Below are 22,029 nucleotides of genomic sequence, written 5' to 3' on the forward strand. Positions count from 1 at the left end.
GCGCGCGACCCGGACTAGCCTGGATGCGGACGTACCGCGGGCTCCCCGCATCCCACCTTCAGGAGGCTTCGTGACGAGCATCGACCTTCCCGATCTGACCGCCACCCGAGCTGTGCTGTTCGATCTGGACGGTGTGCTCACGCCGACGGCGGAGGTGCACATGCGCGCCTGGCGGGCACTGTTCGAGGCACTGTTCGACGAGTGGGACATCACGCCGCCCTACACGACCGCGGACTACTACACGCACCTCGACGGGCGGACGCGCTACGAGGGCGTCGCCGCCGTCCTGCGGTCGCGCGACGTCGAGCTGCGCTGGGGCGACCCGTCCGACTCGCCGGATGCCAAGACCGTGTGCGGCGTCGGCAATCGCAAGAACGCGGAGTTCGCCGCCATCCTGCGCAATGAGGGGATCGCGCCCTTCCCGGGGTCGCTGCGACTGCTCGACGCGCTCGCGGCTGCGGACGTGCCGGTCGCCGTGGTGTCCAGCTCGAAGAACGCCGAGGAGGTGCTGCAGGCCGCCGGCATCCGCGATCGCTTCCCGGTGGTCGTCGACGGCGTCGTCGCCGCGCACGAGCACCTGGCCTCGAAGCCGGCCCCCGACATCTTCCTTCTCGCGGCGCGGCGCCTGGGCGTCGACCCTGCCGACAGCGCCGCCGTCGAGGACGCCATCAGCGGCGTCCAGTCGGCGGCCGCCGGCGGCTTCGGCATCGTCGTCGGCGTCGACCGCGGCGTCGGTGCGGACGCGCTGTCTGCCGCGGGGGCCACCGTGGTCGTCTCCGATCTCGACGCGTTCACCGCCTGAGCACCCGCACCTCGACAATCGCACCCCGTCACCCATATCCGGAAGGCATGATGATCGATCGCGACCGCTTCCCCGTCGACGAGTGGCGCCTGGTGGAGACCGCGTTCTCACCGGACGACGCCGGCGTCACCGAGACGCTCTTCGCCGTGGGCAACGGCTATCTCGGCCTGCGCGGGAACCACCCCGAGGGCCGGTTCGCCCACGAGCACGGCACGTTCGTCAACGGCTTCCACGAGACGTTCGCCATCCAGCACGCCGAGAACGCCTACGGCCTTGCCGAGGTCGGTCAGACGATCGTGGATGCGCCGGACGCCAAGGTCATGCGCGTGTACGTGGATGACGAGCCGCTGTCGCTCGACGTCGACGAGCTCCTCGAGTACGAGCGCGTGCTCGACATGCGCGACGGCGTCATGCGCCGCCACCTCATCTGGCGCACGCCATCCGGGAAGGACGTGCTCGTCGACTACGAGCGCCTCGTCTCGTTCGAGGAGCGCCACCTGGCGGTGATGCAGCTCGACGTCACGGTGCTGAATGCCGATGCGCCGGTCACGATCAGCTGCCAGCTCGTCAACCGTCAGGACGGCGAGGACGTGTACGGCGGCGCCGCTCCCGCCCGCACGGGTGCGGCGACCTTCGACCCGCGCAAGGCCGAGCGCATTCGCGAGCGCGTGCTGCAGCCCCAGGAGTTCTGGCAGGACGGGCCCCGCTCGGCGCTCAGCTATCGGGTGACGCGATCCGGGATGACGATCGCCGTGGTCGCCGACCACGTCATCGAGACCGACAACGTCTACACCGCGCGCCAACTCGTCGAGCCTGACATCGCGAAGAACGTCTTCCGGGTGCAGGCGAAGGCCGGCGTGCCCGTCCGGGTCCGCAAGCTCGTCGCGTACCACACGTCCCGCGGCGTTCCCGCCCGGGAGCTGGTCGACCGTGGTCGTCGTGTGCTGGATCGCGCTGCCACGGAGGACGCGTCCCGGTTGTTCGACCGGCAGCGTGCGTGGCTCGACGCCTTCTGGGCCCGATCGGACGTGCGGATCGGCGGCCGCCCCGATGTGCAGCAGGCGACGCGATGGTGCCTCTACCAGCTGGCGCAGGCCGCGGCTCGCGCCGACTCCATGGGAGTGCCGGCAAAGGGCGTCACGGGGTCGGGATACAGCGGCCACTACTTCTGGGACACCGAGATCTATGTGGTGCCCTTCCTCTCCTACACCACGCCCCTCTGGGCGCGGAACGCCCTGCGCATGCGCTACCTCATGCTGCCCGCCGCCCGGCGCAGGGCGTCGATGCTCAACGAGGCCGGCGTGCTGTTCCCGTGGCGCACCATCAGCGGCGAGGAGGCCTCCGCGTACTACGCGGCCGGCACCGCGCAGTACCACATCAACGCCGATGTGGCCTTCGCGCTCGCGAAGTACGTCCGTGCGACCGGAGACGAGGCCTTCCTCGAGGCCGAGGGCGTCGACATCCTCGTCGAGACGGCGCGTCTGTGGGCGACGCTCGGCTTCTGGCGCGAGGTCCACGACGTCGGCACGTTCCACATCCACGGTGTGACGGGTCCCGACGAGTACACGACCGTCGTGAACGACAACATGTTCACGAACGTCATGGCGCGGTTCAACCTGCGCTACGCCGCCCGCACCGTGCGGGAGCTGGCCGAGCAGGACGGGGAGATGTACCGGCGGCTCGTCGCACGCCTGCACCTCGACCCGGCCGAGCCGGACGCGTGGGAGATGGCCGCCGAGGCGATGCACATCCCGTACAGCGAGGCGCTCGGCATCCATCCCCAGGACGAGGTGTTCCTCGAGCGCGAGGTCTGGGACCTGGAGAACACGCCGGCCGGCAAGCGGCCGCTGCTGCTGCACTTCCACCCGTTGGTGATCTACCGGTACCAGGTGCTCAAGCAGGCCGACGTCGTGCTCGCCCTGTTCTTGCAGGGCAACCACTTCACGCGCGAGCAGAAGCACGCCGACTTCGACTACTACGACCCGCTGACGACCGGCGACTCGACGCTGTCCGCGGTCGTGCAGTCGATCCTCGCTGCCGAGGTGGGGTACCAGGATCTGGCGCTGGAGTACTTCCACCAGGCCCTGTTCGTCGACCTCGCGGATCTGCACCACAACGCGTCGGACGGCGTCCACGTCGCGTCTGCGGGCGGCGTCTGGTCCGCTCTCGTCAGCGGATTCGGGGGGATGCGCGACCACTTCGGCCAGCTGTCGTTCGATCCGCGCCTGCCGTTCCAGTGGGACCACCTCGAGTACGCGATGCAGTGGCACGGCACGCAGCTGCACATCCGCGTGGAGCGCGACGCGCTGCACGTTCGGGCGGATGCGGGAGCCCCGGTGACCTTCGAGGTGCGCGGGGTCATGCACACCGTCGAGGGCGGCGACCAGATCGTGATCCCCCTTCAGGGGCAAGGGCCGGTCATCGTGGGACGACCGTCGCACGACCGCTTCTCGTCGGCACGGCGTGAGGACGGAACGCTGCTGTCGGCGTCGGTTCCGACGGTCACGTCGGCCATTCCGATCATCGACGACGTGGGGTTCATCGACACCGCGGCGGACGACTGAAGGGCTCGATCCGGCTGTCCGAGCCACGCCGTAGGCTGGTCGGGTGACCACCGCTCTGTATCGCCGCTACCGTCCCGAGACGTTCGGCGAGATGATCGGCCAGGCGCAGGTGACCGAGCCGCTCATGACGGCGCTGCGCAGCGACCGGGTCGGTCATGCGTACCTGTTCTCGGGGCCGCGCGGCTGCGGCAAGACGACGTCGGCGCGCATCCTCGCACGGTGCCTGAACTGCGCCGAGGGTCCGACCGACGTCCCGTGCGGAAAGTGCGACAGCTGCATCGAGCTCGGCCGCGGCGGCGGGGGATCGCTCGACGTCGTCGAGATCGACGCGGCGAGCCACAACGGCGTCGACGACGCCCGCGATCTGCGCGAGCGTGCCATCTTCGCCCCGGCCCGCGACCGCTTCAAGATCTTCATCCTCGACGAGGCGCACATGGTGACGCCGCAGGGGTTCAACGCGCTGCTCAAGCTCGTCGAGGAGCCGCCGGACCACGTCAAGTTCATCTTCGCCACGACCGAGCCCGAGAAGGTCATCGGCACGATCCGCTCGCGCACGCACCACTACCCGTTCCGCCTCGTCGCGCCCAGCGCCATGCTCGACTATGTCGCGCAGCTGGCCGAGACCGAGGGTGTCCGGGTGGAGTCCGGGGTCCTCCCGCTCGTCGTGCGCGCCGGGGGAGGTTCTCCGCGAGACACGCTGTCGCTCCTCGACCAGCTGATCGCCGGATCGGACGAGTCCGACGACGGCGGCATCCTCGTGCGGTACGCCCGAGCCGTCGCGCTGCTGGGCTACACACCGGGCGAGCTCCTGGATGAGGTCGTCGACGCCTTCGCGGGTCAGGATGCGAGCGCAGCCTTCTCCGCCATCGACCGGGTCGTGCAGACCGGGCAGGACCCGCGCCGCTTCGTCGACGACCTGCTCGAGCGCCTGCGCGATCTCATCGTCATCGCGGCGACGGGAGCGGGTGCGGCCAGCGTGATGCGCGGCGTGCCCGCGGACGAGCTGGAGCGGATGTCGCGCCAGGCCGCGGGGTTCGGCTCCGAGCGCCTGTCGCGCATTGCCGACCTCGTGATCGCGACCCTGGACGAGATGACCGGGGCGACATCGCCGCGCCTGCAGCTCGAGCTGATGGTGGCCCGCGTGCTCGCCCACGGCGGCCCGGCGGGGGCGGCCGAAGCAGGTGCCCAGCCTCCGGTCGTCGAGCGGGCGCAGCCGGTGGACACGCCGTCTCCGGTTGCCGAGCCGGCGCAGCCGGTCGTCACACCGTCTCCGGTCGTCGAGCAAGCGCAGCCGGTCGTCGCATCGTCTCCGGTCGTCGACCGAGCGCAGCCTGAGGACACGCCGTCTCCGGCCCTCGAGCGAGCGCAAGCCGTCGAAACGCCGTCTCCGGCAGTCGAGCGAGCGCAGCCAGACGACACGCCCGTGCCCGCCGCGGGGGCGCCGACCGGTCCACTGACCGTGGAACGGCTGCGTGAGTCGTGGCCCGACGTCCTCGCCCGGCTCGAGCGCATCAGCCGTTCCGCATGGCTCGTCGCCTCGGCCGCCAGCGTGGCCGACTTCCGCGACGGCGACGTCCTGACGCTGGCCTTCCGCAGCGCCGGCGATCTCAACCGGTTCAAGCAGCGCTCGGCCGACGGCGGTCCGAGCGAGGCGCTGCGGGCCGCGATCCGCGGGGTCACAGGCGTCACAGTGAAGTACCTCGCACGAATGGACGACGACCCGGCTCCTGACGGTCCGGGAGGCGGCACCGGCGGATCCGGTCCGCGCACACCCTCGCCTCCCGCCGACGGCGGAGCCGGCGCGCCCGCAGCCCCGGCCACTGCCACACGAACGACCGAGCCCGCGCGCCCCGCGGAGCGGCGCTCCGCAACCCCCGAGCGTCAGGCGTCCGCATCCGCCGCCGTCACCGAATGGGCCGTCGCGCCCATCCCGTCGAGCGGACCCGCGAGCGAATCGTCCGGCCCCGGCCGACCCCTCGCCGTCGACGACGATCCGGACGAGGCGTCCGCCCGTACCGCCACCGCGACGATCGCCTGCGAGGGCGACGTGCTGCCGGCCGGCGATGTCGTGCCGTCCATGGACGAGCCTCCTGCGTACGACGACGAGGATGCGCCGCCGCCTCCGCCCGACGATGGCATCCCGACGATCGTGGCACCGCGCCTCGCACCCACCGTGACCGCTCGCGCCGACGGCGTGCAGCGCTACGGAGAGGCCGTCGTCCGTCAGGTGCTCGGCGCGACCTTCGTCCGCGAAGAGACGTACGAGTCCGCCACGAGGTTCTCCTGATGTACGACGGCATCGTGCAGGACCTGATCGACGAGTTCGGGCGCCTCCCCGGCATCGGGCCGAAGTCGGCGCAGCGCATCACGTTCCACATCCTGCAGACCCCGAACTTCGACGTCTCCCACCTGGCGCAGCTGCTCGCCGAGGTGCGCGACAAGGTGCGATTCTGCGAGATCTGCGGCAACGTCTCGGAGCAGGACCGCTGCGCCATCTGCCGTGATCCGCGCCGCAACCAGACGCTCATCTGTGTCGTCGAGGACGCGAAGGATGTCGCCGCCATCGAGCGCACGCGGGAGTTCCGCGGGCTCTACCACGTCCTGGGCGGCGCGATCAGCCCGATCGCGGGCATCGGCCCCGACGATCTGCGCATCGCGCAGCTGATGCAGCGTCTCGCCGACGGCACGGTCCAGGAGGTGATCCTCGCCACGAACCCCAACCTCGAGGGCGAGGCGACCGCGACCTACCTCAGCAGGCTGCTGCACACGCTCGAGATCGCGGTCACGCGGCTCGCCTCGGGTCTTCCGGTCGGCGGCGACCTGGAGTACGCCGACGAGGTCACGCTCGGCCGCGCCTTCGAGGGACGCCGCTCCATATGACCCCGCAGCACACGGTGAGCGCCCGCGCGTGGTGGCTCTACGCGACGATGGCCGTGCTGTGGGGCGTGCCGTACCTGTTCATCAGCGTCACCGTCGAGACCATCTCGCCGGCGGCGATGGTCGCGGGGCGCACGCTCATCGGCGCGCTCATCCTGCTGCCCTTCGCGATCCGCAGCGGCGCTCTCAAGGCCGCCTTCGCGCACTGGCCGTGGGTGCTGCTGTTCGGCGCGATCGAGATGGCCGGGCCGTTCTTGCTGCTCGGCCACGCCGAGCAGACCATCCCGTCGGGCCTCACGGGACTCCTCGTGGCGACGGTGCCGCTCTTCGCCGCCATCATCGCGTTCTTCGGCGGCGATCGGGGGATGCTGCGCCCTGTCCGGCTCACAGGGCTCATCGTCGGATTCATCGGCGTCGCGATCATCGTCGGAGGACCGGGCCTCGCCTCGGGCGGCCCGCGGGCGCTCATCGCGATCGGCGAGGTGCTGCTCGTCGCCGTCTGCTATGCGACCGCTCCCTTCGTCGTCGCGCACAAGCTGCACAACGTCCCCGCGCTCGGCTCTGTCACGATCTCGCTCGCCGCGGTCGGCCTCTTCTACCTGCCGATCGGGCTGCTGACCCAGCGCGGACTTCCGAGCGTGCGCAGTGCTGTGTCGCTCCTGGCCCTCGCCGTCTTCTGCACGGCCCTCGCGTTCATCGCCTTCTTCGCGCTGATCTCGCTGGTCGGCCCGGCCCGCGCGCCCCTCTTCACCTATGTGAATCCCGTCGTCGCGATCGCGCTCGGCGCCGTCATCCTCGGCGAGCCGCTGACGCTCGGCCTGCTCATCGGGTTCCCCGTCGTGCTCATCGGCTGCTGGCTCGCCGCGACCGGGGGAGTGCTGCGCGCGAGGCCTTCCGGAGACCTCGGTCCACCGCCCGACGTGACCGAGCTGCCGCAGGCCTGAACGGCGGTGGCCGAGCCTCGTCACGTGGCGAAGGGGATGCCGCCGCATCCGTAGAATCGAATCCGGCGGTCCTCGTCCACCGCCGCGATTCCCGGGAGTTCCACTGTGGCGCTGATCGTCCAGAAGTACGGCGGCTCGTCCGTCGCCGACGCCGAGAGCATCAAGCGCGTCGCGAAGCGCATCGTCGACACGCGCCGCGCCGGGCACGATGTCGTTGTCGCGGTGAGCGCCATGGGCGACACGACCGACGAGCTCCTCGATCTCGCTTCGCAGGTCGCCCCCATCCCGGCTCCCCGCGAGTTGGACATGCTGCTCTCGAGCGGCGAGCGCATCTCGATGGCGCTGCTCGCGATGGCGATCCACTCGATGGGCTTCGAGGCACGCTCCTTCACCGGCAGCCAGGCCGGCATGATCACGGACGCCACGCACGGCGCCGCGCGCATCGTCGATGTCACGCCGGTGCGCCTGCGCGAGGCTCTCGACGAGGGCGCGATTGTCATCGTCGCCGGCTTCCAGGGCTTCAACCGCGACACCCGTGACATCACGACGCTCGGCCGCGGCGGCTCCGACACGACCGCCGTCGCCCTCGCGGCCGCGCTCGAGGCCGACGTCTGCGAGATCTACAGCGACGTCGACGGCATCTTCACCGCCGACCCGCGCGTCGTGCCGAAGGCCCGCAAGCTGGATCGCATCTCGAGCGAGGAGATGCTCGAGCTCGCCGCGAACGGGGCGAAGGTCCTCTACATCCGCGCCGTGGAGTACGCCCGCCGCCATGGGGTGCTCATCCACGCGCGTTCCACGTTCAGCTCGAGCGACGGCACCCTCGTCATCGACAGCCGCCGCGCCGAGCTCCTTGCACAGGGAGAGCACATGGAAGAGCCGATCGTCGCGGGAGTCGCGACCGACCTGGGCCAGGCGAAGGTCACCATCATCGGCGTCCCGGACGTCCCCGGCAAGGCCGCGGAGATCTTCAAGATCGTGGCGAAGTCCGGCGCCAACGTCGACATGATCGTGCAGAACGTGTCGGCCGCGGCGACCGGGCGCACCGACATCTCCTTCACGCTGCCGAAGTCCGAGGCATCCATGGCGCTCAGGGCCCTCGCGGGCGAGCAGGCCGAGATCGGCTTCGAGAGCCTCGTGCACGACGACCAGATCGGCAAGCTGTCGGTGGTCGGCGCGGGCATGCGCACGCACTCCGGTGTCTCGGCGACGCTGTTCGAGGCTCTGAGCATCGCGGGCGTCAACATCGAGATGATCTCGACCTCCGAGATCCGGATCTCCGTCGTCGTGCGCGGCGACGAGCTCGCCGAGGCGGCGCGCGTCGTGCACACCGCGTACGGACTCGACGGCGATGCGGATGCCGTGGTCCATGCCGGCACGGGACGCTGAGCGTCTGACGCGCTCCGCCCCGACTGCGTCACGGCCCGACACACGGCGGCCGGGCGCCCACGGGCGCCGGTAGAATCGCGACAACGCCAGCGCCGGCGCATCCCGATCGCTGCGCTGCTGCGCGGCCCGCGACTCCCCGAGGAGCCTTCCATGACCCGCATCTCCGATTCCGGCCTGTCGATCGCCGTCGTGGGCGCCACCGGCCAGGTCGGCGGCGCGATGCTCGACATCCTCGAGGAGCGCGGCTTCCCGGTGCGCGAGCTGCGCGCCTTCGCCACCGCCCGCTCCGCCGGCTCGGACGTCGTCTTCCAGGGGCATGCGGTGATCGTCGAAGACGTCGCGACCGCGGATCTCGCGGGCATCGACATCGCGCTCTTCTCCGCAGGTGCGACCGGCAGCCGCGCGCACGCACCGCGCTTCGCCGAGGCCGGCGCCATCGTGATCGACAACTCCAGTGCCTGGCGCATGGACCCCGACGTCCCGCTCGTCGTGAGCGAGGTCAACCCGCACGCGATCGCCGAGGCGCGCAAGGGCATCATCGCGAATCCCAACTGCACCACGATGGCCGCGATGCCCGTGCTGAAGGTGCTCGACGGTGAGGCCGGGCTCGAGCGTCTGATCGTCAGCACCTACCAGGCCGTCAGCGGCTCCGGCATCGCGGGCGTGCAGGAGCTGCTCGGCCAGGTCGAGGGCGTCCTCGCCCAGGGCGACGTCGAGCGGCTCGCGCGCGACGGCTCGGCGCTCGACTTCCCGCAGCCGGAGAAGTACATCGCCCCGATCGCCTTCGACGTCATCCCGTTCGCGGGCAACCTCGTCGACGACGGCGAGAACGAGACCGACGAGGAGAAGAAGCTCCGCAACGAGAGTCGCAAGATCCTCGAGCTGCCCGATCTCCGGGTCGCGGGAACGTGCGTGCGCGTGCCGGTCTTCACCGGTCACTCGCTCAGCATCCACGCCGAGTTCTCCCGCGACATCACGCCGGACCGCGCTCGCGCGCTGCTTTCTTCGGCCCCGGGTGTGAAGCTCGAGGAGGTGCCCACGCCCCTGCAGGCCGCCGGCACGGACCCGACCTACGTCGGTCGCATCCGGGCCGATCAGTCGGCTCCCGAGGGCAAGGGCCTCGTGCTGTTCATCAGCAACGACAACCTGCGCAAGGGCGCGGCGCTCAACGCCGTGCAGATCGCCGAGATCGTCGGCGCAGAGCTCACCGCGGTCAGCTGAGCGCTCGTACGCCGTGGACGGTGAGGCGGTCCTCACCCGCCACTGCGGCGAACAGGACGGTGTCGAGCGCACGCCTAGAATTGACGGGTGACTGAAACCGTAGACGTCCTCCTCATCGGCGGTGGCATCATGAGCGCCACCCTGGGAACGCTCATCCACGAGCTCCAGCCGGACTGGAAGATCGCCGTCTACGAGCGGCTGCACGATGTCGCACTGGAGAGCTCCAACGCGTGGAACAACGCCGGCACCGGCCACGCCGCGCTGTGCGAACTGAACTACATGCCCGAGGGGCCCGACGGGTCGGTCGACCCGGCCAAGGCGATCTCGATCAACGAGCAGTTCCAGCTGAGCCGCCAGCTGTGGTCGACGCTGGTGGAGCGCGGTGTGCTCGACGCGCCGACGACGTTCATCAACTCGACCCCTCACATGACCTTCGTCCGCGGCGAGAAGGATGTCGCGTACCTCAAGAAGCGCTACGAGGCGCTGAAGTCCCAGCCGCTGTTCGCGGGAATCGAGTACAGCGAGGACTCCCGCGTCATCAACACCTGGGCGCCGCTTCTCATGCAGAAGCGCCGCAAGGGCGAGCCCTTCGCTGCGACACGCGTTCCCGCCGGCACAGACGTCGACTTCGGCGCTCTCACGCACCAGCTGATGGACAACCTCCGCGACGGCGGCGTGAACGTCGTCAAGAACCGCGAGGTGCGCAGCCTCAAGAAGCAGAGCGACGGCTCGTGGCTCGTCAAGTACCGCAACTCGATCGGGCGGGCCCCCGGACAGGTCCGCGCGCGCTTCGTGTTCGTCGGCGCCGGCGGCTGGGCCCTCAAGCTGCTGCAGAACTCCGGCATCGACGAGATCAAGGGCTACGGCTGCTTCCCGATCGGCGGACAGTGGCTGATGACGAGCGACCCCGCGATCGTCCAGCAGCACAAGGCGAAGGTGTACTCCCAGGCATCCGTCGGCGCTCCGCCGATGTCGGTTCCGCACCTCGACACGCGCGTCGTGGACGGCGAGACCTCGGTGCTGTTCGGCCCGTTCGCGACCTTCAGCCCCAAGTTCCTGAAGAACGGCTCCTGGTGGGACATCGTCGGCCAGGTGCGGCCGAGCAACCTCGCCAGCATGCTCAAGGTCGGCTTCACGAACTTCCCCCTCATCAAGTACCTCGTCAGTGAGCTGGCGAAGAACCACCGCCGCAAGGTCGACAGCCTGCGCGCCTTCGTCCCGACCGCCAAGGACGGCGACTGGAAGCTGCTCCAGGCGGGCCAGCGCGCCCAGGTGATGAAGGGCGGCAAACTCCAGTTCGGCACCGAGGTCGTCGCCGCCAAGGACGGCTCGATCGCCGGCCTGCTCGGAGCCTCGCCGGGTGCCTCCACCGCCGTGCCGATCATGCTCGACCTGCTCGAGCGCTGCTTCCCGGACGAGTACCCGGGCTGGGAGCCGACGCTGCGGGAACTGATCCCGACCCTGGGCCGGAAGCTCAACGCCGACCCGGAACTCGCCAGAGAGACGATGGCCGAGACGGCCGGGGAGCTCCAGCTCACCGCCTGAGGTTCCGTAGAATCGGCGGGTGGCCAAACTGTACTTCCGCTACGGCGCGATGAACTCGGGCAAGTCCACCGCACTCCTGCAGGCCGCGTACAACTACGAGGAGCGGGGTCAGCGTGTCCTGCTGGCCAAGCCGCTCATCGACACGAAGGGCGCCGACCAGATCGAGAGCCGCCTCGGCGTCTCACGCAAGGTCGACTTCACGATCGGGCCGGATGACGATGCCCGTGACCTGTTCGCCGAGCACCACGCGCGCGTGCGCTACACGCATGACGAACTCGCCGGTCTCAGCCGGCCGCCGGCCGATGTCGCCTGCCTCCTCGTCGATGAAGCGCAGTTCCTCAGCGCCGAGCAGGTCGACGACCTGCTGCGGATCGCCGTGCTCGACGGCATCCCGGTGCTCGCCTATGGCATCCGCACCGATTTCCTGACGCACGCCTTCCCGGGGTCGCGGCGTCTGCTCGACATCGCGCACAGCGTCGAGGAGCTCAAGACGATCTGCCGCTGCGGCCGGAAGGCGCTGTTCAACGCGCGGCTCGTCGACGGCCGCTTCGTGTTCGAGGGCGACCAGGTCGCGATCGACGGCGCCGAGGTGACGTACGAGTCGCTGTGCGCGGAGTGCTACCTCCGCGAATCCGGCGGCCGCCTGGGCTGAACCGGATCAGGCCACCTCGGCGCGAGACCGCCTCGGCGGCCACGGGATGAGCATCGACGTCGTGCGCTTGTACTGGGCGTAGGCGGGGTACTTCGACGACGAGATCGACTCCGTGAACCTCGTCGAGCCGATGAAGAGGACGCTGAGCAGGATCGGACCGACGATCGTCGGGTTGACCGCACCGCCCCAGAAGCCGAGCCCCGAGGTCACGGCGGCCGTCGCGCCGAGGCAGTACAGCATCCACCACTGGGCCTGCTCGGCGAAGAAGTTCGGATGCCGGCTCCAGCGGAAGAGGCCCGTCGTGAGGAACCCCGGCTCGAGCCGGCCTCCGGCCGCCGCCTTCGCCCGGTGGAATTCCCACTGCTGCTGATCGGCGAGCGTCTCGAGGACGAGGGAGCCGAGGAAGAGCGCCGCGAACAGTGTGTCCCAGCCGGTGAACCCGATGGGATGCAGCCAGGCCATCCACGCGGGAAGGGCGATCAGCACGAGCAGCGCGTTCTGGTACAGCACGATGAAGAAGAGGTTGAACAGCTGGAACTGCCAGGGTTTCATGCGGCCCCGCAGCACGGCCCAGCGGTAGTCCTCCACCCCGCTGTACCCGCCCTTGCGTGCGAAGTTGAACGTGAGGCGCGCACCCCACAGCGTGACGAGCACGGCCATGACGAGCAGGCGCCCGGCATCCCGGCCCTCGATGAGCGCCGCCCCCGCGAAGATCCACACGTAGGCCACGGGCGCGATCGACCAGATGCGGTCGACCCACGACGTGTCCTTCGTGATCAGCGAGGCGATCCAGCAGAACGCCGAGACGGTCAGGGCGAGGAGGAGGACGACGATGACGGGCTGCACGCGATTCAGGTTAGTGTTCGGAGCCCCGATGGCGTGGTCTGACCACAGGTGATACTGTGGTCGGACCACACTCCCGGGAAGCACGCGACGAGGAGGTTCCCGATGACGGCTGCGCCGACCCGTGCCTGGCGGCTCGTGCTCGAGCACATCGAGGCCGACCTGCTCGACGGGCGCCTCGGCCCCGGAGACCACCTGCCGCCCGAGCGCGAGCTCGCTGCGAGCCTCGGTGTCGGTCGCTCCAGCGTCCGCGAGGCGCTGCGCGTGCTCGAGGTCATGGGCCTCATCCGCACCGCGACCGGGTCGGGACCCGCATCCGGCGCCATCGTTGTCGCCGCGCCCTCCGGCGGCATGTCCGCCCTCCTGCGCCTTCAGGTCGCCGCACAGGGCTTCCCGCTCCCGGACGTCGTCAGCACCCGCATCATCCTCGAGAGCGCGGTCGTCGGCGCCCTCGCCGAGGAATCCCCGCGAGAGCTCGACGCGGTGCACGAGGTGCTGGATGCGATGGATGCGGGCGCCCTCACGCCTGCGGAGTTCCTCGCGCTCGACGCCCAGCTGCACGTCGCCCTCGCCGAGGCGTCCGGCAATGTCGTCGTGGCCGCGATGATGGCGGGGCTCCGCACCGCCATCGAGTCGTACGTGCGCGCGGGCGCCGAGCGCGTTCCGGATTGGGATGCCACCGCCGATCGCCTGCGCCGCGAGCACCGCGACATCGTCGCCGCCGTGGAGCGGGGGGATGCCGCATCTGCTCGCCGCCTCGTCCATGAACACATCACGGGCTATTACGCGCAGACCGGCCTCTCCGCCGCGCCGACGCTGCCCGCCGACCTCCCCGCATGAAAGGCCCGTCATGGTCACCCGCCAGCTTCCGAACCCCGCCGAGCTGCTCGAGCTGATGCAGTTCAAGAAGATCGACCTGAACGGCACGAGGCGCCGCCTCAGCTCGGCGCTGACGATCGACGACCTGCGCACCATCGCCAAACGCCGTACGCCGAAGGCCGCCTTCGACTACACCGACGGTGCGGCCGAGGGCGAGCTGTCGCTCGAGCGGGCCCGCCAGGCGTTCCGCGACATCGAGTTCCACCCCGACATCCTGCGTCCTGCCGTGGACGTCGACACGTCCGTCGAGATCCTGGGCGGCCCGTCGGACCTGCCCTTCGGCATCGCTCCGACCGGGTTCACACGCCTCATGCAGACCGAGGGCGAGGTCGCCGGTGCGGGCGCGGCGGCGGCTGCCGGCATCCCGTTCACGCTCTCGACGCTCGGGACGACCTCGATCGAGGACGTGAAGGCGACGAACCCGCACGGCCGCAACTGGTTCCAGCTCTACGTCATGCGCGATCGCGAGATCTCGTACGGCCTCGCCCGTCGCGCCGCGGCCGCCGGCTTCGACACGCTCATGTTCACTGTGGACACGCCCGTCGCCGGTGCGCGCCTGCGCGACAAGCGCAACGGCTTCTCGATCCCGCCGCAGCTCTCGCTCGGCACGATCGTCAACGCGATCCCGCGCCCGTGGTGGTGGATCGACTTCCTGACGACCCCCAAGCTCGAGTTCGCGTCGCTCTCGACGACGGGCGGCACGGTGGGCGAGCTGCTGGATGCGGCGATGGACCCGACGATCAGCTACGACGACCTCGCGATCATCCGCGATCTGTGGCCGGGCAAGATCGTCGTCAAGGGCGTCCAGAACGTCGCCGACTCCCAGCGCCTCGTCGACCTCGGCGTCGACGGCATCGTGCTCTCGAACCACGGCGGCCGCCAGCTCGACCGAGCTCCGATCCCGTTCCACCTGCTGCCGCAGGTCGTGCGCGAGGTCGGGAAGGACGCGACGGTCATGGTCGACACCGGCATCATGAACGGCGCCGACATCGTCGCATCCATCGCGCTCGGCGCGAAGTTCACCCTGATCGGCCGCGCGTACCTCTACGGGCTGATGGCGGGCGGTCGTGCAGGCGTCGACCGGACGATCGACATCCTGCGCAGCGAGATCGTCCGCACGATGCGCCTGCTCGGCGTCTCGACGCTCGCCGAGCTGGAGCCGCGCCATGTGACGCAGCTCACGCGCCTCGTGCCCGTCGGCCAGAGCGCCGCCGCGCCCGCGGTCACGGGCTGATCAGAGGGTGGGGATGAGTCCCTCGAGGAACACGACGGTGTCCTCCCAGCCCTCCACGGCCTGGCACGGCACCCCGAGGGCGAGCACCGGGTAGTCGTTGCCGTCGGGGTCGAGGCGGTCGCCGACGAACAGCATGTCGTCGAGGGGGATGCCGGTCGCGTCGGCAAGCTGCTGCATCCCGTAGGCCTTGTCGATGCCGCGGTGGGTGATGTCGACCGAGGTCGATCCGCCGGAGCGCACCTCGAGCTCAGGCAGCCGCGCGGCGACGGCCGCGCGGAGCGCGTTCTTCTTCGCGCCCGTCGGGTCCCACGCGGACTTCGCCCCGATGGGAGCCCGCTGGCCGAGCGCGGAGAAGGTGATCTGCGACCCGCGGTCCTCGAGGATCGGCCCCCACGTCTCGCTCTCCCAGAAGCCGAGGCGCTTGGCCTCCTCTTCGACGGCGGTGAGCGCCGCCGCCTTCTCGTCCTCGGTCAGCGCGTGCGCGTACACCGTTTCGATGCCGTCGGGACCGATGCGGTAGTACTGCGTGCCGCACGTCGGCAGCAGATGGATCTTCGCGAGAGTGGATGCCTCGGCATCCGGCAGCTGCTCGACGACCTGCGAGCGGAACTGCTGCAGCTGTCCGCCGGAGATGATCGCGACGTCGACGCGCTCCGCGAGCGCGACCAGGAGGTCGCCCATGCGGGGGTCGATCGCGGCCTTGCTGGGGGCGAGGGTGTCGTCGAGGTCGAAGGCGACGAGACGAGGCATCAAGGGATCCTTTCGGGCTTACACGAAGGGCTCCACCTCGCGGCGGAGCCCTTCTGCTGTCGGGGTGACAGGATTTGAACCTGCGGCCTCTTCGTCCCGAACGAAGCGCGCTACCAAGCTGCGCCACACCCCGCTGACAACCCTCCGAGTCTAACCGATACCGAGCGTCGGCAGAAATCGAAGGGATGCCTCCGGCCGGCCGTCTCGGCATCCGGGGACGTCAGTGATGCTTGTGGGCAGGAGGCGTCTGGGTTCCACCTCCGCCGGCACCCCCGCCTCCAGTACCGCCACCGCCCGTGCCGCCACCGCCGCCGTTGCTGGTGCCCGGTGCGGGCGCCGGGGCGACGGGCGCGGGCGGCGGAGCCGCAGCGGCCACCATGGTGGGCACGGGCGGCGGCAGAGCGCCACCCGGGTAGAACTGGTCGGCGGCGCGCTGAAGCTGCGCCACCATCGGGTAGCGGATGCTGGCGAGATCGATGTGCTGCGCGTTCCAGACCTTGAACAGGTCGATCGAGTCCGGGTGACCGTAGGGGTTCGCAGTCCCGGACCACACGAGCGAGGTCATCGCGGTGCTCGACTCGATGAGCCAGGTCTGGTTTCCATTGTTCGTCCCCGTCTTGCCGAACACCTGCGTTCCGTCGTTCGGGTTGCCCTGCGCGCCGGTGCCGCCCGGGTGCATCACCGTCTGGAGAGCCCACTGCGTGGTGGCCGCGACGCCGGGATCCACCACTTGCGTGCACGTTCGCTGCGGGATCGGCAGGTCCTTGCCCTGCGCGTCGGTCACCTGGGTGATGACCTTGGGCTGGCAGAACACGCCGTTGTCGGCGATCGCCGCGTAGGCGGCAGCCATCGCGATCGGCGACACCTCGTTCGTCCCGATGATCGACGACTCATTGGTCATCTTGACGTCCGAGCCGTCGGTGTGGGTGACTCCCAGCTTCTTCGCGTCATGCATGACGCCGCACAGGTCGAGCTGCTGGGCCATGCCGATGAATCCCGTGTTGAGCGACTTGGTCGTGAACTGCAGCGGAGTTCCGATGAAGCCGTCGCCCTCGGTGCCGAAGTTGGGCGTCGTCTCGTTGTGATAGTTGATCCAGTTGCCCTGGCACGAGTTGATCAGCTTCGGGATGACGCGCTTTGTGCCGTTCACCGTCTCGCTGAGCGTATGGCCCGTCTCGAGCCAGTCGAGCAGGGTGAAGAGCTTGAACGACGATCCTGCGGGGAAGCCACCCGAGCCTTGCCGCGCGTCGCCCGCGTACACGATGCCGCTCGATCCAGGGGGTGGATTCGTCGCATCCGTATACGTGGTGTTCTGCGCTATCGAGAGCACGTTGCCCGTACCGGGCTGCACATTGACCATCGCCGATCCGTAGCCGAAGCCCGACACCGTCTGCGGTGCGAATTGAGAGACGGTGGCCTGGGCGACGTTCTGCAGCCGCCAGTCGAGCGTCGTGTAGATCTTGAGGCCGCCCTGGCGGAGCGCCTGGTCGCGGTCCGCCTGGGTCGCGCCGAACGCCGGGTCGGACATCACGATCGACTTCACGTACGCGCAGTAATACGGAGCCGCGGTTCGCGCGCACCCGGTCACCGCCGGCGTGATCTTCGGGGTGATCGCATCCTTCATCGCCTGCGTGTACTGGGCCGGCGTGATCCTGCCGAGGGTCTGCATGCGTCCCAGGACGTACTCCTGGCGCTGCTTCGTCAGCGCGTAGCCGTTGGCGCTCCCGTTCGCCTTGCTGTTCGGCTGGTCGATCCGGAAGGTGTTGGGGTTCTGGACCATGCCGGCGAGGGTCGCCGCCTGATCGAGGTTCAGCTGGCTGGCATGGATGCCGAAGTAGTACTCGGATGCGGCCTCGATGCCATAGGTCGTGCCGCCGAAGTTCGCGATGTTCAGGTAGGCGAGCAGCACCTCGTTCTTGGAGTACTTCTGGCTCACCGCGATGGCGTAGCGCATCTCCTGCAGCTTACGGGTGTATCCGGCCGTTCCGCTGGCATTGGTGGCCTCGGTGTAGCAGTCCTGGAGCGCCGCATCCTTCTGCTGCTGCGCGGTGAGATTCCCCTTGGCCTTGAACGTCTTCTCGTCGACGGCGGAGTAGCAGTCCTGCACGAGCACGTTCTTGACGTACTGCTGGCTGATCGACGAGCCGCCCTGGGTGTTGCTCTGACCTTTGAGGTTCGAGACGAGGGCTCGCGCCGTGCCGATCAGGTCGACGCCGCCCTCCTGGTAGAACCGGGGGTCTTCGCTGGAGAGGATGGCGTCGTACATCACGGGCGCGACCTGGTCCCACGTGACCGGAACGCGGTTCTGGTCGTAGAACCGGGTCATCTCCTGGTACTGACCGGTGTTGGGGTCTTTCGCGTAGATCGTCGTCGGCAGCTGCAGCTGTTCGATCTGCAGTTCGCTCGGGAGATTGTCGAACGCGTTGATGGCGCTGCTGGCCGCCGTGCTCGCCGTTGCGATGGCGGGGGTCACCGCGGCCGCGACGAGGAGTCCCGCCACCGCACTGAGTGCGACGACGCCGATGAGCCCCCCGAGGACGCCCCCGAGGTGGCGCTTGCGGGTGGACGGCATGTTGTTCGTCACGTCTTCGACGCTATGCCGCGAGTCTGTGTGTCGAGTGCATACGACCCGCCGTATGGGTCACGTTTGCGTGAGAGCTGACCTCAGCGGCGGGGGAGGAGCGTGATCAGCGACGCCTCAGGGCGGCATCCGAATCGCACCGGCGCGTAGATCGAGTGGCCGATGCCGGCGCTCACGTTGAGCGGCACCGTGCGGCCGCCGTGCGACCAGGTCGACAGGCCGCGCGCCTGGTCGAGCGGGATGTCGCAGTTCGCCACGAGCGCCTTCGAGGAGCCCGGGATGCGCACCTGGCCGCCGTGCGTGTGCCCGCCGAAGAGCGCGTCGGCACCGAGGTCGATGAAGTCGTTCAGCACGCGCTGGTAGGGCGCGTGCGTCACGCCGAGCGTGAGCTCCACATCGGACAGATCGAGGGATGCGAGCGCCCCCGGCAGCACGTCGAGCTTGTCCCAGTGACGATGGGCGTCGCTGACGCCGAAGGCGGCGATGCGGAGGCCCGCGGCATCCATCGTCGTCGCCGTGTTGTTGAGCGGACGCCAGCCGAGGTCGTCGGTCAGGTAGTCGTCGAGGGCGTCGGTGTCGAGCGGCTCGGGCGCGCGCTTGATCTTCGACGGCCCGGCGAAGTAGAGCAGCGGGTTCCGCGGCGCAGGCGCGGCGTGGTCGTTCGATCCGTGCACGAAGACGCCGGGGATGCCGCGCAGCGGTGCGAAAGCACGGCGCAGTCCCTCCAGCCCCTTCGCGTGGCCCAGGTTGTCGCCCGTGTTGACGATGACGTCGGGGCGGAGGCCGGCGAGGGACGCGATCCAGTCCTGCTTGCGGTGCTGCCACGGCGCCATGTGGGCGTCGGAGATGTGCAGGACGCGGATCGGATCGGCGCCGCCGGGAAGGATGCGCAGCTCATGGCGACGGATCGTGAAGAGGTAGCGCTCGATGCCGATGCCCCACACTGCGGCGCCGACACCGACCGCCCCCACCGCTCCGAGAGCGGCGAGGGCGGTGCGTGCAGGGGAGGGCATCAGCCGTTGCCCCCGCCTCCGCCGGGGCCGCCACCGCACTTGTCCTTCTGGTAAGTCAGGGTGACGGTCTGGCTCGTGTCTGCCGCTGTGCCCGGAGCCGGATCGGAGGTGAGGACCGTGCCCTGGCCGCCGGGTGTCGCCACGCACTGCGGGTTGACCTTGGTGAAGCCGGCCTGCTGCAGTTCGGCCTGAGCATCGCTGAGCTTCTTGCCGATGATGTCCACCGGAATCGTGGCGCCCGTGCCGGTGCTCAGTGAGATCGTGACCGTCGTCCCCGAGGCCGTCTTGCCGGCGCCCGGGTTCTGTGCGGCGACCGTGTTCTGCGGGAGGTTCGACGGGACCGGCTGACCGACCTGGACATCGAAGCCGGCATCCTGCAGCGTCTGGGTCGCCTGATCCTGGGTCATGCCCACGACGTTGGGCAGGTCGACCATGACGGTCTTCAACAGATCCTGGTCGGGGGCCGGGAACTTCGCCCCCTTGTACAGCTGGTTCGCGACCTTCTGCACGGCCTTGGACATCGAGTAGCGGATCTGGTTCAGCGCAACGCCGTGGCTGTTGCGCGTCTTGGTGACGTTCGCATCGGCCTTGTCCTGGCCGTTCGCCACGCCCGACCACACCGCGGTGGTCACCGCCGTGCTCGACTGGATGAGCCAGGTCTGGGTGCCCTCGTTGGTACCGGTCTTGCCCATGACGGGGGTTCCGTCGCCGGCGTTTCCGAGCGAACCGGTGCCGCCGGAGTTCATGACGCCCTGCAGTGCGTATGCCGCGGTCGCGGCGATCTGCGGGTCGACCTTCTGAGTGCACGTGGTCTGCGGGATGGGCCGGTCGTTGCCCGCCGAGTCCGTGACCTTGTCGATCAGCTTGGGGGTGCACTGCACTCCGCCGTTGGCGACGGCCGCGAAGGCGCTCATCATCGTCACGGGGGACACGTTCTGCGCGTTGCCGATGATCGAGTTCTGGACTGCCATCTGGATGGCGTCGCTGTGCGTGTTGGGGTCGGCCTTCGCGTTCTTCACGTCGAGTTTCGCGGCGTCCTTTGCGATATCGCAGAGGTCGAGCTTCGCCGCCATGGCGAAGAAGCCGGTGTTGAGCGAGTCTCTCGTGAACCGCATCGGCGTTCCCACATAGCCGCCAGCGCTGCCACCGCCGTAGTTCTGGATCTTCGTTCCGGTGATATTGCCGGTGCACGAGTTCTTGAAGTTCCTGATGACGTTCAAGGTGCCGTTGAGCGTTTCGTTCAGCGAGTGGCCCTGTTCGAGCCAATCGAGCAGCGTGAACAGCTTGAACGTCGATCCCGGCTGGAAGCCGCTGGATCCGCCGTACTTCCAGTCGGCCGCGTAGTTGACGCTGGTCTGACCCGGCTGCGGGCTCGGATCATTCGAGAACGTGGTGTTCTGCGCCATGGACAGGACGCGGCCCGTGCTCGTCTCCTCGTTCGTGATGACCGAACCATAGGTCCAGTCCTTGTTGACGGTGGCGGGCGCCGACTTCGTCAACTGATCTTGGGCGGCGTTCTGCAGGCGCCAGTCCAGGGTCGTGTAGATCTTGAGGCCGCCCTGCCGCAAGGCGGCCTGGCGCTCCTGCGACGTGGACCCGAAAGCGGGGTCGTTCTGGATGACGGAGACCACGTACTGGCAGAAGTATGCGGCGCTGCCGGCGGCCTGGCACCCGGTGGTCGGCGTCGTGATGTGCGGATCGATCGGCGCCTTGATCGCCTCGTCGTACTGCGCCTGCGTGATCTTGCCGTCATGCTTCATACGTCCGAGGACATACGACTCGCGCTTCTTCGTCTCGGCGTAGTGGTTGGCAGAACCGTTCGCCTTGCTGTCGGGCAGGTCGATGCGGTAGAGGTTGGGGTTCTGCACCATGCCGGCGAGGATCGCCGCCTGAGAGATGTTCAGCTGGCTTGCGGGGATGCCGAAGTACCGCTGCGCAGCCGCGTCCACACCGTATGTCGTGCCGCCGAAGTTGGCGATGTTCATGTAGCCGAGCAGGATCTCCTTCTTCGAGTACTTCTGCTCGAGCGCGATCGCGTAGCGCATCTCCTGGAGCTTGCGCTGGATGCCAGCGGGGCCCGATGAGTTCGTCGCATCCGTATAGCACTGCTGGAGCGCCGCTGCGCGCTTGTCCTCGGCCGAGGACTTCTTGTCCTTCTTGTAATCGGTCTGGTCGACCGTGCTGTAGCACTGCTGGACCAGCACGTTCTTCACGTACTGCTGGCTGATCGACGAACCGCCCTGGGTGTTCGCGCCGCCCTTGATGTTGGACAGGATGGCGCGGGCCGTGCCCATCATGTCGATGCCGCCGTGCTGGTAGTATCGCGGGTCCTCACTCGAGAGGAGGGCGTCGTACATCACGGGTGCGATCTGGTCGTACTTCACCGGATTGCGGTTCTGGTCGTAGAACTTGGTCATCTCCACGTACTGGCCCGTGTTCGGGTCCTTCGCGTAGAGCGTTGTCGGCACCATCAGCGCTTGGATGTTGAGCGAAGCAGGCAGGTTGTCGAACATCGTGATCGCGTTCGACGTGGCGGCTCCCGTCACCGCGATGGCGGGGGTGACCGCAGTCGCGACCAGGATGCCGGCCACCGCACTCAGGCCGACGAGTCCCGCGAGGCCCCCGAGCACGCCAGTACCCGTCCGTTTCGATTCAGGCATAGGGTTGATCGTAGGGGAGCTACCTGTGCGAAGACTGACGCACGGCCCCGTTTTCCGCCCCTCGACAGGCTCGGG

General features: G+C 68.9%; 16 protein-coding genes and 1 tRNA gene. 11 read left to right on the plus strand and 6 right to left on the minus strand.

All coding sequences use genetic code 11. From position 1 onward, the window contains the following. Positions 1 to 70 precede the first annotated feature (70 nt). The 9 genes from AC0NZN_RS03130 (at position 71) to AC0NZN_RS03170 (ending at position 11,994) form a co-directional block, all read left to right on the plus strand. Positions 71 to 802 carry an HAD family hydrolase gene (locus AC0NZN_RS03130; protein WP_474590813.1) on the plus strand — a complete coding sequence of 244 codons (732 nt, stop codon included), beginning with the start codon at positions 71 to 73 and terminating at the stop codon, positions 800 to 802. A 50-nt stretch (positions 803 to 852) separates the two neighbouring features. Further along, positions 853 to 3,366: a glycoside hydrolase family 65 protein gene (locus tag AC0NZN_RS03135; protein ID WP_474591255.1), complete on the plus strand. Its 2,514-nt coding sequence runs from the start codon at positions 853 to 855 to the stop codon at positions 3,364 to 3,366. A gap of 43 nt (positions 3,367 to 3,409) precedes the next feature. Next, entirely contained in the window at positions 3,410 to 5,653 is a 2,244-nt protein-coding gene (locus AC0NZN_RS03140; protein ID WP_474590814.1) for a DNA polymerase III subunit gamma and tau, read from the plus strand. After that, a complete protein-coding gene (gene recR / locus AC0NZN_RS03145) occupies positions 5,653 to 6,246 on the plus strand; it encodes a recombination mediator RecR (protein ID WP_474590815.1) in 594 nt (197 codons plus the stop codon). Before AC0NZN_RS03140 ends, recR begins: the two co-directional genes overlap by 1 nt. Then, a complete protein-coding gene (locus AC0NZN_RS03150; RefSeq protein ID WP_474590816.1) occupies positions 6,243 to 7,187 on the plus strand; it encodes a DMT family transporter in 945 nt (314 codons plus the stop codon). Before recR ends, AC0NZN_RS03150 begins: the two co-directional genes overlap by 4 nt. A gap of 105 nt (positions 7,188 to 7,292) precedes the next feature. Beyond that, positions 7,293 to 8,576 carry an aspartate kinase gene (locus AC0NZN_RS03155; protein WP_474590817.1) on the plus strand — a complete coding sequence of 428 codons (1,284 nt, stop codon included), beginning with the start codon at positions 7,293 to 7,295 and terminating at the stop codon, positions 8,574 to 8,576. Positions 8,577 to 8,726: 150 nt separating this feature from the next. After that, positions 8,727 to 9,797 carry an aspartate-semialdehyde dehydrogenase gene (locus AC0NZN_RS03160; protein WP_474590818.1) on the plus strand — a complete coding sequence of 357 codons (1,071 nt, stop codon included), beginning with the start codon at positions 8,727 to 8,729 and terminating at the stop codon, positions 9,795 to 9,797. An 87-nt stretch (positions 9,798 to 9,884) separates the two neighbouring features. Beyond that, the gene (mqo, locus tag AC0NZN_RS03165) at positions 9,885 to 11,342 is read left to right on the plus strand and encodes a malate dehydrogenase (quinone) (RefSeq protein WP_474590819.1); all 1,458 of its coding nucleotides are present in this window, start codon (positions 9,885 to 9,887) and stop codon (positions 11,340 to 11,342) included. Between the two features lie 19 nt (positions 11,343 to 11,361). Then, positions 11,362 to 11,994 (plus strand): thymidine kinase, encoded by a 633-nt coding sequence (locus tag AC0NZN_RS03170; RefSeq protein WP_474590820.1) that lies wholly within the window; start codon positions 11,362 to 11,364, stop codon positions 11,992 to 11,994. A gap of 6 nt (positions 11,995 to 12,000) precedes the next feature. Here AC0NZN_RS03170 and AC0NZN_RS03175 read toward each other — a convergent pair whose 3' ends face one another. Continuing rightward, entirely contained in the window at positions 12,001 to 12,840 is an 840-nt protein-coding gene (locus AC0NZN_RS03175) for a DUF1295 domain-containing protein (protein WP_474590821.1), read from the minus strand. A 102-nt stretch (positions 12,841 to 12,942) separates the two neighbouring features. On the opposite strand from AC0NZN_RS03175, the gene AC0NZN_RS03180 reads away from it, so the two are divergent. Beyond that, positions 12,943 to 13,677, plus strand: coding sequence for a FadR/GntR family transcriptional regulator (locus AC0NZN_RS03180; RefSeq protein WP_474590822.1), 735 nt, complete (start codon positions 12,943 to 12,945; stop codon positions 13,675 to 13,677). A gap of 10 nt (positions 13,678 to 13,687) precedes the next feature. Continuing rightward, complete coding sequence (locus AC0NZN_RS03185; RefSeq protein WP_474590823.1) at positions 13,688 to 14,950, plus strand: alpha-hydroxy acid oxidase; 1,263 nt, start codon at positions 13,688 to 13,690, stop codon at positions 14,948 to 14,950. On the opposite strand, the gene AC0NZN_RS03190 is transcribed toward AC0NZN_RS03185, so the two are convergent. From AC0NZN_RS03190 to AC0NZN_RS03210, 5 genes are all read right to left on the minus strand, one after another. Next, positions 14,951 to 15,700: an HAD-IIB family hydrolase gene (locus AC0NZN_RS03190; RefSeq protein WP_474590824.1), complete on the minus strand. Its 750-nt coding sequence runs from the start codon at positions 15,698 to 15,700 to the stop codon at positions 14,951 to 14,953. It abuts the gene before it with no gap. Between the two features lie 59 nt (positions 15,701 to 15,759). Next, positions 15,760 to 15,833 (minus strand) — tRNA-Pro (locus AC0NZN_RS03195). 87 nt (positions 15,834 to 15,920) lie between these two features. Next, on the minus strand, positions 15,921 to 18,284 hold the full coding sequence (locus AC0NZN_RS03200; protein ID WP_474590825.1) for a transglycosylase domain-containing protein: 2,364 nt from the start codon (positions 18,282 to 18,284) through the stop codon (positions 15,921 to 15,923). 80 nt (positions 18,285 to 18,364) lie between these two features. Then, positions 18,365 to 19,294, minus strand: a complete 930-nt coding sequence (locus AC0NZN_RS03205; protein ID WP_474590826.1) for a metallophosphoesterase — start codon at positions 19,292 to 19,294, stop codon at positions 18,365 to 18,367. After that, positions 19,294 to 21,954, minus strand: a complete 2,661-nt coding sequence (locus AC0NZN_RS03210) for a transglycosylase domain-containing protein (RefSeq protein WP_474590827.1) — start codon at positions 21,952 to 21,954, stop codon at positions 19,294 to 19,296. The genes AC0NZN_RS03205 and AC0NZN_RS03210 overlap by 1 nt, the downstream gene beginning before the upstream one ends. Between the last annotated feature and the right edge of the window lie 75 nt (positions 21,955 to 22,029).

It is taken from the genome of Microbacterium sp. sgz311019, assembly GCF_056135325.1.

Bases quoted from the DNA above. Each gene is read 5' to 3' on its own strand.
- AC0NZN_RS03180 (WP_474590822.1), top strand. From the start codon at position 12,943: ATGACGGCTGCGCCGACCCGTGCCTGGCGGCTCGTGCTCGAGCACATC.
- AC0NZN_RS03160 (WP_474590818.1), top strand. From the start codon at position 8,727: ATGACCCGCATCTCCGATTCCGGCCTGTCGATCGCCGTCGTGGGCGCC.
- recR (WP_474590815.1), top strand. From the start codon at position 5,653: ATGTACGACGGCATCGTGCAGGACCTGATCGACGAGTTCGGGCGCCTC.
- AC0NZN_RS03210 (WP_474590827.1), bottom strand. From the start codon at position 21,954: ATGCCTGAATCGAAACGGACGGGTACTGGCGTGCTCGGGGGCCTCGCG.
- AC0NZN_RS03185 (WP_474590823.1), top strand. From the start codon at position 13,688: ATGGTCACCCGCCAGCTTCCGAACCCCGCCGAGCTGCTCGAGCTGATG.
- AC0NZN_RS03190 (WP_474590824.1), bottom strand. From the start codon at position 15,700: ATGCCTCGTCTCGTCGCCTTCGACCTCGACGACACCCTCGCCCCCAGC.
- AC0NZN_RS03205 (WP_474590826.1), bottom strand. From the start codon at position 19,294: ATGCCCTCCCCTGCACGCACCGCCCTCGCCGCTCTCGGAGCGGTGGGG.
- AC0NZN_RS03150 (WP_474590816.1), top strand. From the start codon at position 6,243: ATGACCCCGCAGCACACGGTGAGCGCCCGCGCGTGGTGGCTCTACGCG.
- AC0NZN_RS03135 (WP_474591255.1), top strand. From the start codon at position 853: ATGATCGATCGCGACCGCTTCCCCGTCGACGAGTGGCGCCTGGTGGAG.